At 58.4% G+C, this 9,467-nt stretch carries 9 protein-coding genes; 4 read left to right on the plus strand and 5 right to left on the minus strand.

Features of this window, described 5'->3' with window-relative positions; translation table 11 throughout:
* Both LD28_RS0109040 and prpB read right to left on the minus strand, forming a co-directional pair.
* Positions 1–719, minus strand: a 719-nt coding sequence (locus LD28_RS0109040; RefSeq protein ID WP_033136648.1) for a citrate/2-methylcitrate synthase, incomplete at its 3' end; no start/stop codon positions are given.
* Between the two features lie 10 nt (positions 720–729).
* Complete coding sequence (gene prpB, locus LD28_RS0109045) at positions 730–1,617, minus strand: methylisocitrate lyase (RefSeq protein WP_033136649.1); 888 nt, start codon at positions 1,615–1,617, stop codon at positions 730–732.
* A 147-nt stretch (positions 1,618–1,764) separates the two neighbouring features.
* On the opposite strand from prpB, the gene LD28_RS0109050 reads away from it, so the two are divergent.
* The 4 genes from LD28_RS0109050 (at position 1,765) to rsmF (ending at position 7,156) form a co-directional block, all read left to right on the plus strand.
* Positions 1,765–2,391 (plus strand): paraquat-inducible protein A, encoded by a 627-nt coding sequence (locus LD28_RS0109050; protein WP_033136650.1) that lies wholly within the window; start codon positions 1,765–1,767, stop codon positions 2,389–2,391.
* Positions 2,375–2,977, plus strand: a complete 603-nt coding sequence (locus LD28_RS0109055) for a paraquat-inducible protein A (RefSeq protein ID WP_033136651.1) — start codon at positions 2,375–2,377, stop codon at positions 2,975–2,977. Before LD28_RS0109050 ends, LD28_RS0109055 begins: the two co-directional genes overlap by 17 nt.
* Positions 2,978–3,032: 55 nt before the next feature.
* Positions 3,033–5,585, plus strand: coding sequence for an MlaD family protein (locus LD28_RS0109060; RefSeq protein ID WP_033136652.1), 2,553 nt, complete (start codon positions 3,033–3,035; stop codon positions 5,583–5,585).
* 140 nt (positions 5,586–5,725) lie between these two features.
* Positions 5,726–7,156, plus strand: a complete 1,431-nt coding sequence (gene rsmF, locus LD28_RS0109065; protein ID WP_033136653.1) for a 16S rRNA (cytosine(1407)-C(5))-methyltransferase RsmF — start codon at positions 5,726–5,728, stop codon at positions 7,154–7,156.
* 226 nt (positions 7,157–7,382) lie between these two features.
* Here rsmF and LD28_RS22210 read toward each other — a convergent pair whose 3' ends face one another.
* The 3 genes from LD28_RS22210 to LD28_RS0109080 form a co-directional block, all read right to left on the minus strand.
* Entirely contained in the window at positions 7,383–7,667 is a 285-nt protein-coding gene (locus tag LD28_RS22210; protein ID WP_081959482.1) for a RepB family protein, read from the minus strand.
* A gap of 161 nt (positions 7,668–7,828) precedes the next feature.
* Positions 7,829–8,770, minus strand: a complete 942-nt coding sequence (locus LD28_RS0109075; RefSeq protein WP_420911706.1) for a tyrosine-type recombinase/integrase — start codon at positions 8,768–8,770, stop codon at positions 7,829–7,831.
* 373 nt (positions 8,771–9,143) lie between these two features.
* The coding region (locus LD28_RS0109080) for a TatD family hydrolase (protein WP_033136656.1) at positions 9,144–9,467 on the minus strand (324 nt) is incomplete at its 5' end.

Raw genomic sequence — 9,467 nt, forward strand, 5'->3', positions numbered from 1 at the left:
GCTTCATCCTGCCAGGGCTCGATCATCGCCATGGCCGCCTCGTTGGCGCCGCCATGGAGCGGGCCGCGCAGGGTACCGATGGCGGCGGTAATGCAGGAGAACATGTCGGAAAGGGTCGAGGCGCAGACCCGCGCCGCAAAGGTGGAGGCGTTGAACTCATGTTCGGCGTAGAGGATGAGGGAGACATGCATCACCCGACGCTCCAGCTCGCTCGGCGCCCTCTGGTGCAGCAGTGCGAGGAAATGGCCACCGATACACTCCTCGTCGCTGTCGAGGGCGATACGAATACCTTCATGGCTGAACTTGTACCAGTAGATCAGAATGCCCGGAAAGGCAGCCAGCAGCCGATCCGCCACTTCATGCTCATGCTCGAAACCATCTTCCGGTTCCAGATCGCCGAGCATGGAGCAGCCAGTGCGCAGCACATCCATGGGATGGGCATCGGCGGGAATGCGTTCCAGTACCTCCAGCAGCGGCAGGGGCAAGGTGCGCAGGCGACGCAACTCGCGCTTGTAGGCGTCAAGCTGCTGCTCACCGGGCAACTCCCCCTTGAGCAGCAGATAGGCGACCTCCTCGAACTGGGCGCTGTCGGCCAGCTCCTTGATGTCATAACCGCGATAGGTAAGACCGGTGCCGCTCTTGCCCACGGTGCAGATGCTGGTCTCCCCCGCACTCTGCCCGCGCAGACCTGCCCCGCCCAACGGTTTTTGCTGTCCCATAAGCTGCCTCCTATTCCTTGGCTGTAAACAGACGATCCAGTGTCTGTTCGTAGTGGTGATATCCGAGGAAGTCGTAGAGCGACTCCCGGGTCTGCATGGTCTCCACGACGGCGCGCTGATGGCCATCCTGGCGAATATGGTGATAGACGTTGAGGGCGGCCTGATTGGCGGCCCGGTTGGCACTCAAGGGGTAGAGCACCATGTCGACCCCGTGGGCGGCGAGCTGCTCCTTGTCAAACAGCTCGGTTTTGCCAAACTCGGTCATGTTGGCGAGGATCGGCACTCCGGCCGCCTGCTTGAACTGGTCGTACTGGGCCAGTTCGGTTACCGCCTCGGCGAAGATCATATCGGCGCCAGCGGCCACATAGGCGGCGGTGCGTTCAAGAGCCGACTCCATCCCCTCCACCGCCAGTGCATCGGTGCGAGCCATGATGACGAACTCGCTATTCTCGCGGGCATCCACTGCTGCCTTGATGCGATCGCACATCTCCTCCTGCGTGACCACCGCCTTGTTGGGACGGTGACCACAGCGCTTCTGGGCCACCTGATCTTCCATATGGACGGCGGCGACCCCGGCCCGCTCAAACGCGCGAATGGTGCGGGCGATATTGAATGCTCCGCCCCAGCCGGTATCGATATCAACCAGCAGTGGCACTCGGGTCGCCGCGGTGATCCGCTCGGCATCGATCAGCACGTCGTTGAGGGAGGTCATGCCGAGATCCGGCAAGCCGTAGGAGGCATTGGCCACTCCGGCGCCGGAGAGATAGAGGGCTTGAAAACCGCTGCGTTCGGCCATCAGCGCCATATAGGCATTGATGGTGCCGACGATTTGCAGGGGACCTTCGTTGGCAAGGGCGCTGCGAAAGCGCAGGCCTGCCGAGGGGGACAAACTGGACATCATGACTCCTTTCACCTGTCTAGTCTGGCTATCTAATATCACGTTTACGTTAACGTCAATTATACTTTCGTAACATTCCGGCCGCAGGCAAGACAGGAAACCGGTTTTAGGGTAAATTTCACCAATTCCTTCAACCGGTTGGATTGTATGATGGAGCCCAGTTCCGTGATTGTCTGCCCGGCGTGCGACTTGCTGATCCAGCGCAAAGCACTGCCGCTGCGTCGCCATGCTCACTGCCCGCGTTGTCATCAGCATCTCTATGGCCGTTATGCCTTTCGTCCCTCCCAGTTGATGGCGCTGACCATCACCGGATTCTTGCTGCTCCCCTCTGCCTTTTTTGAACCGCTGATCTATCTGCGCCTGGCGGGGGTTAACTCCGATGCCGACCTGCTGCGGGGGATCCTGGTGCTGTTTGGCGAGGGGGAATTCTGGGTTGCCAGCCTGGTGCTCTGGTGCGCCGTACTGGCGCCGGTGGGGTTGCTGACCGGCATTTTTGCGCTGGCATCGGGCTTGGCCAAACGCTGGCACATCCTTGCCCCTACCTTGAAGCTGGTCGAAGTGTTTCGCCACTGGGCCATGCTGGAGGTCTATATCGTCAGTCTGCTGGTTGCCCTGTTCAAGCTGATCGACATCGCCGATGTACGCCTCGGTGGCGGTCTGCTGAGCCTCAGTATTCTGATGTTGCTCAACATGACCCTGCTGATCCTGTTTGACCCCGCCCCCTACTGGGCGCGGATCCCGTTACAGGAGCCGGAACATGACCAGCGCCCGTGAGATGGGGCTCTGCCGCTGCCATACCTGCGGCCTGCTGGTGCGCTATCAAGCCGGTGCGGTCTGCCCCCGTTGCAGCAGCAAGCTGCAGGTGCGCATTCCCCACTCCCTCGCCTGGTCGTGGGGCTTGCTGGCGCTCGCCACCTTCATGTTGCTGCCTGCCAACTTGCTGCCCATTACCCATTTCTACAACAAGGGGTTGCTGCAGTCAGATACCATCTTCAGCGGTATCATGATGCTCTATCGCAGCAAAATGAGCGGGATTGCCACCATCGTCCTCACCGCCAGCATATTGGTGCCGGTGGGCAAAATATTGGGGCTGGGCTGGATCTGCTGGCAGTTGCAGCGGGCCAAACCGGTGCGGCGCAAGCGCCAGTTGGTGATGTATCGGGTGATCGATTTTATCGGTCGCTGGTCGATGCTGGACTTGTTCGTGATTTCGCTGATGGTGGCGCTGGTCGATCGGGGTGTCCTGCTGAGTGTCCGCGCTGGCCCGGGGGCTACCGCCTTTGCCGGTGTGGTGGTGCTGACCATGATGTCGGCCCGCATGCTCGATACCCGTTTACTGTGGGACAAGGCGGCCCGTTGATGAGTTCTCTGTTTTTGTGTGATGTGCTGTTTAATCCAGCCAATAAGGAGTCGGTATGATCGGGGCTGAACCCGTCATTGAAAAGCGTCGCTGGTTATCGCCGGTCTGGCTGTTACCCCTGATAGCCCTGCTGCTGGCAGGTGGCTTTCTCTATCAGCAGGTAGTGAGCCGTGGCCAGCTTATCCAGATCAACTTCGCCCAGGGCAACGGCATCTTGCCGGGCAAAACCCAGGTTCGTTACCAGGGGGTGGCCATCGGCGTGGTGCAGGAGCTGGAGCTGGCTGAAGATGGCCGCAAGATTGCGGTGATGGCCAAGATTGACAGCCGTGCCAGACCGCTGATCCGCAAGGGATCCGATTTCTGGCTGGTGAGCCCCAAGGCGTCGCTGACCGAGATCTCCGGCCTCGATACCCTGGTCTCCGGCAACTACATCAATCTGCAGCCGGGGCGCGAAAGCAATCCGCTGCAGGAGACCTTCGATGCGCTGGAGGGCCCTCCCCCCGGTTATCAGGCACAGGGGCGGATGCTGCATCTGACCGCTGATTCGCTGGGCTCGGTGGGGATTGGCGCCAAGCTCTATTTCCGCGGTATCGAGGTGGGCAGCGTCATCAATACCCGTCTGGGCCAGGACAATCAGAACGTCATTCTGGATCTGGTGATCGAGCCGCGTTTTGAACATCTGGTCAAAGCCGATACCCGCTTCTGGAACATCAGTGGCATCAAGGGCTCCTTCAGTCTGGCCGGGGTGAGTGTGGAGGCTGGCAGCCTCACCTCCATTCTGAGCGGCGGCATCGCCTTTGACTCGCCAAAAGCCTCGCCGGAGCCGGAGAAGGGACAGACCTTCGTCCTCTACAAAGGGCTGGCGGAAGCAGCGCGCGGCGAGCGTATCGACATTGCGGCTGGCGATCTTCCGGTCAAGGAGGGGATGCCCATCCTCTATGAGGGGATCGAGATTGGTCGTATCGACCCCATTCGTCTCACCGACAAAGGGCGCGTGGTGACGGCGCTGATCAATCCGGAGCAGGCTTATCGCATTACCGACAAGAGCCAGCTGGTGTGGGAGAGCGTCTCCCTCTCCGCGACCGGCGTGCAGCATGCGGATCGCCTGCTCTCCGGCCCTGCCATTCGTCTCGACTATGTGGCGGGCAAACCGGCCCAGAAGATGACCTTGACCGATCGCGCCCCCCAGAGCGGCACCAAGGTGACGCTGCAGGCTGACGATCTGGCGGGGCTCAATCAGGATGCACCTGTCTGGTACAAGGGATTGCAGGTAGGCCGCATCAGCCAGCTCACCCTGGATGCGCGGGGCAATGCCAGCGTCGAGTTGGTGATGGCGCCGAACTATGGCCATCTACTCAACCGGGCCCGCTTCTATCGCGCCGCCCCGCTGCAGATCGATGCCGATCTGAGTGGCATCAAAGTAGAAACCAGTCCGGCCAGTGCCTGGCTGGGGGGCGGGATCAAGCTGGTACAAGCCAGCAGTGGCGAGCGGATTAATCGTCTCTACCCGAGTCAGGAGCTGGCACTGCTCGGTACCCGTGATGCCAAGCCCCAGCGTTGGTTGCTCAAAGCGGATCAGGCCGATGGCATCGGCGTTGGTTCACCGGTGCTCTATCTGGGGCTGGAAGCGGGCAAGGTCAAACAGCTGCGCGCCGCCAAAGAGGGGGTCGAGATCGAACTCGAGATTGATGGAGTCTATGCTCCCCTCCTCGCCCAGCAACCCCAATTCTGGAAAAAACCGGCCATCGACACCAAGGTGCGGGTCGATGGTGTGCAGGTGAAGGTGGGCAACCTCGGTACCCTGCTGCGTGGCGCCATCGAGTTCGATCGGTTGGCCAATGGACGTAGCAGTCATCAACTGTTCGATTCCAGGGAGCAAGCCAAGGCCAAGGTGCGCCAGCTGTCACTGGTGGCTGAGAGCAATCCGGGGCTCGGGATTGGCAGCCCGATCCGCTATCGCGGGGTCGATATCGGCAAAATTGAAGAGATCGAGCTGGAGCCGTCACTGGGTCAGGTGATCTTCAAGGCGGAACTCGATGGCCACTACGCCGAGCGTTTCCTGCAATCCGGCGCCCGCTTTACGCTGGTGCAAGCCAAGCTGGGGCTGGGGGGTGTTGCGCACCTCGATACCCTGATCAAGGGGGCGTTTGTGGAGGCGCACCCCGGTAAAGGCGCAGGAAAAGATCGCTTCCCCTTGAGTCAGGTCGGTCCGGTGGGTCTGGCCCTGACCCTCAAGAGCCCCTCCGTCAATGGCCTGAACGTCGGCAGCCCGCTGCTGTTTCGCAAGATGGTGGTGGGCGGTGTCACCAAGGTGGCGTTGGCTCGGGATGGCAGCGAGGTGGTGATCGACGTCAACGTGGATCAGGAGTATGCCCATCTGGTGCGGGCCAACTCGCGCTTCTGGAATGTCTCCGGAGTCAAGGCGGATATCGGCCTGACCGGCGGCACCATCGAAGTGGAGACGGTGCAGAGTCTGTTGGCCGGTGGCATCGCCTTCAATACCCCGGAGAGAGAGATGGGGGCGACCGTCAAGGCGGGTCACAGCTATCCGCTCTACGGCAAGGCCGAGAAAGAGTGGCAGGAGTGGAGCCCGCGCATCCAGCCCTGATCCCTCCCCTTTGCATATCTCATCCAAGCCCGGCCCCGTGCCGGGCTTTTTTATATTCCGGTGCCTGGGGTTCAGATTCAGAATATTCCTCGCCTTGTGGTAGGATATCGCCCCTCTTTTTCGGTCAACGAGACGGCACAGTGCACGACAACACCTTCCTTCCCGATTACTTTTTACGCCACATTGCGGCCATCATGCCGGCCCATCTCTCGATGGATGAGTTTGTGGCCAGTTGTCGACGTCCGCTGCGCCGCAGCATTCGGGTCAATACCTTGAAGATCGCCGTCTCCGACTTCGTCGCCCTGATGGAGCCACTGGGTTGGCTGCTCGACCCCGTGCCCTGGTGTGACACCGGCTTCTGGCTGACCCGCCGCGATGAAACAGTTCCGCTGGGCAACACCGCCGAGCATTTGAGCGGGCTCTTCTACATTCAGGAAGCGAGCTCCATGCTGCCGGTGACGGCGCTCTTTGCCAGCGACAAGATCAAAGCGGACGGCATGTTGCTGGATGCAGCGGCGGCCCCCGGCTCCAAGACTACCCAGATCGCTGCCCTGATGAACAATCAGGGGATGCTGGTTGCCAACGAGTTTTCCAGTAGCCGGTTGAAAGTGCTCAGCGCCAATATCCAGCGCTGCGGCGTGACCAATGTGGGCATGACCCATTTTGATGCCAAGGTGTTTGGCCAGTGGTTGCCGGAGACTTTCGACGCCATCCTGCTCGATGCACCCTGCTCCGGCGAAGGGACGGTGCGCAAGGATGAGGATGCCCTGCGCAACTGGAGCATCGAGAGCATCGACGAGATTGCGGCGGTGCAGCAAGGGTTGCTGGAGAGCGCCTTCCATGCCCTGAAACCGGGTGGTGTGCTGGTCTACTCCACCTGCACCTTGAGTCAGCAGGAGAATCAGGCTGTCTGCCAATCCCTGCTGGACAAGTTTGGCGATGCCTTGAGCTTTGACTCGCTGGCTGACCTGTTCCCCCATGCAGAGCAGGCCTGTACATCTGAAGGATACCTGCACGTTTGGCCCCAGATCTTCGACAGTGAAGGCTTTTTCGTCGCCAGATTGCGCAAGCATCACTCGGTGCCCAACACCATGTTCAAGCCGGGCAAGCTGGGTAAATTCCCCTTTTCGCCGCTTCCGGCCAAAGAGGCGGAACCCATGTTGCGCGAGATTGAAACCAACTTCGGAGTGACGCCGCTGGGTCAACTGTTTGGCCGCAATGACGAGATCTGGCTCTTCCCCCAGCGGTTTGATCAGGTGCAAGGCAAGTTGCGTTTCGATCGCATCGGCATCAAGTTGGCCGAGACCTTCAAGAAAGGCTATCGCCTCACCCACGAGTGGGCGTTGGCCTATGGCGATAAAGCGAGCAAGGGCGTGGTCGAACTGGATAGCGCCAATGCGCGGGAATTCATGATGGGGCGGGACGTCTGGCCAGAGCAGGATGCTGGCGCTGGCGAGGTGATCGTCCGCTATCAGGGGCATACCCTGGGAATGGGGAAATGGGTTGGCAGTCGGGTCAAGAATGCCCTCCCCCGCGAGCTGGTGCGTGACAACAATCTGTTCAATGCATAGTGGGCCGTCCGGTGCATAAGCACTTGAACGAGTCTGAAATACCCACACTCTGGTTGAACTTTTCTTCGGATCTTGAAAAGCCTTGAGCCTTGTCTAAGCTTAAGGCAATCCGAACACCAGTTAGCGCACGGCTCTGCAAGGAGCCAATTCCCCTATGCCAGGTACAAGGAATTCGTACCTGGCTTTTTTTATCTCTTATCAAATAGCTGTTACTTCACTCTTGGCTCTATTCAACGGTCTCTTCGACCTGCGTGGCGACTGTGTGTTCAAACAGGGGTTCATTGCCCAACTCATGTTGATAGAGCAGATCGATCGCCTGCTCTATCAGCGATGCCTGACTGTCTTCGAGATGAAGACCCAGAGCAGCCAATCGCTCGGCGTGGCGATTGCTGATCCAGCATTGCAATCGGGTATGGGTCTCCTGTTTGCGTTTTACATGTTGGCGCTGCCGCTCGGCATTGTTTTGGGGGGCCGCCTCTTGCTCTTCACGCACTGTCATTTCTTGGCTCATATGTCCTTGCGATGTTTCATTTTCGAATTTGTTATCTCTCACCTCATGCCATTATCCATTGGAAGATGACCCTTCCACCTTGGGCTGTTGGCTGCGCGACAAATATATCATCAGATCAACAGGATATCATTTAACATAAATAACGCAGTGACGCAGTGATATCAGAGCAAGCCATCGAGTGCATGATCGGAGAATTTGTGGGCGTCATCGAAGTACTCCTGCAGGGTTCGCATATCCTTGTGGCGCGTCACCTCGATGATCTTGTTCATCGGCTTGCCGGCAGTCACGGCTGAGGTGATAAACCCGCGACGCAGGCTATGGCCACTGACGTAGAGATCGTCAATGGTTTGACCGGTTCGCCGCTTGATCATCAGATTGATGCCCTGGGGGCCGAGTGGTTCAGCCATCAGTTGACCCCAACGATTCATACGCCGAAACAGCGGCCCCTCGCTGATCCGGCTTTTGTATAGCCAGTTTTGCAGCGCCGAGACGGGGCAGTAGTGCTTGCCCGGGATCAGGGCGATCTCGGTTTCATGCAGCTGATGCTTGCTCGGTTTGAGACGAAGGCGGATCCCCTGCCCCACAAAATCGAGATCGCTCACCTCAATCCGAGCCGCTTCCGAGCGGCGCAAGGCGCCACTGAACATCAAGAGCAGTAGGGTGTGATCACGCAAGCCAGCCAGATCACCGGTGTCGATGCCATCCAGCACCTGGGTCAATGGTTGCAGCGTCAGGGCGCCGGTTTTGCGTTTACGGTTATCCCCCAACCTGACAATACCGCGCATCATCTCCTTGATTTCGGGATGTTCGGTGGGCATGGGGTGAATGCCTTTCTGCTTGAAGGCATAACGGATCCCCGCCAGCCGTCTCACCAGGGTTGCTGGTTTTCGAGGCTCGCCATTACGCAGCTCCCCCTTCCCCTCCTCTTTATCCAGCCATATCCAGTCGGCCAATACGCCGTCGGCCTGATCAGCGAGAAAATTCATAATGTCGTGATGGGTCGTTTGCAGCGGATCCAGCCCGTGCAATTGGCACCAGCAGACAAAAATACGGGTATCCGCCTGATAGGCATTGAGGGTGGAATCCGCTTTTGCACTGCGCAAAAAGCGGCGTGCCCGGCTATTTAGTTGCGCATCGAACACAGTCTGCAGTGACTGATGAGCTGGATTGGACAAGGTTGGAAATGCCACGGAACTCTATGATTCATATGAAGTTTGAGAGGATCTTACAGGATCCTTTCCATACATCAAGTATCGATAATGAATATTATCGATACTTAAAGCATCCTGTTTTAATACCCTTTGACCACACTGAATAAAAGAAGCATCGGAATATCATTCAACCCAGTTTTGCAGGAACGAAAGAGTAAAATTGGCATGAAAAGTGAGAGATAACGTGTCGTACAGTTAATATTTAGGCGGGTAATCCAGCTTGGTATTTGAAATATGAAAAGCCCCGAATGACGGGGCTTGGGGATTATTTTTTCGCCAGCTTGAACAGTTCAAAGAAATTCCGGCTGGTCGCTTCTGCCAATTCAGCGAGCGGTATATGGCGCAGGTCGGCAATAAACTGGGCAACGTCTCGCACAAAAGCGGGTTCGTTCTCCCTCCCCCGATGCGGCACGGGTGCAAGATAGGGGGAGTCGGTCTCGACCAGCAATCTGCTGAGGGGCAGAGCCTTGACCACCTCTTGCAGTGCAGACGCATTTTTGAAGGTCGCGATCCCCGAGATGGAGATATAGAACCCCATCGCCATCGCCGCTTGCGCCATCTCGAGAGATTCGGTGAAGCAGTGCAGCAC

The organism is Aeromonas finlandensis (genome assembly GCF_000764645.1).
GTDB lineage: Bacteria > Pseudomonadota > Gammaproteobacteria > Enterobacterales > Aeromonadaceae > Aeromonas > Aeromonas finlandensis.

Coding starts and splice junctions, on each gene's coding strand:
- prpB (WP_033136649.1), bottom strand. CDS start 1,617: ATGTCCAGTTTGTCCCCCTCGGCAGGCCTGCGCTTTCGCAGCGCCCTT.
- LD28_RS0109050 (WP_033136650.1), top strand. CDS start 1,765: ATGATGGAGCCCAGTTCCGTGATTGTCTGCCCGGCGTGCGACTTGCTG.
- LD28_RS0109055 (WP_033136651.1), top strand. CDS start 2,375: ATGACCAGCGCCCGTGAGATGGGGCTCTGCCGCTGCCATACCTGCGGC.
- LD28_RS0109060 (WP_033136652.1), top strand. CDS start 3,033: ATGATCGGGGCTGAACCCGTCATTGAAAAGCGTCGCTGGTTATCGCCG.
- LD28_RS22210 (WP_081959482.1), bottom strand. CDS start 7,667: ATGAGCCAAGAAATGACAGTGCGTGAAGAGCAAGAGGCGGCCCCCCAA.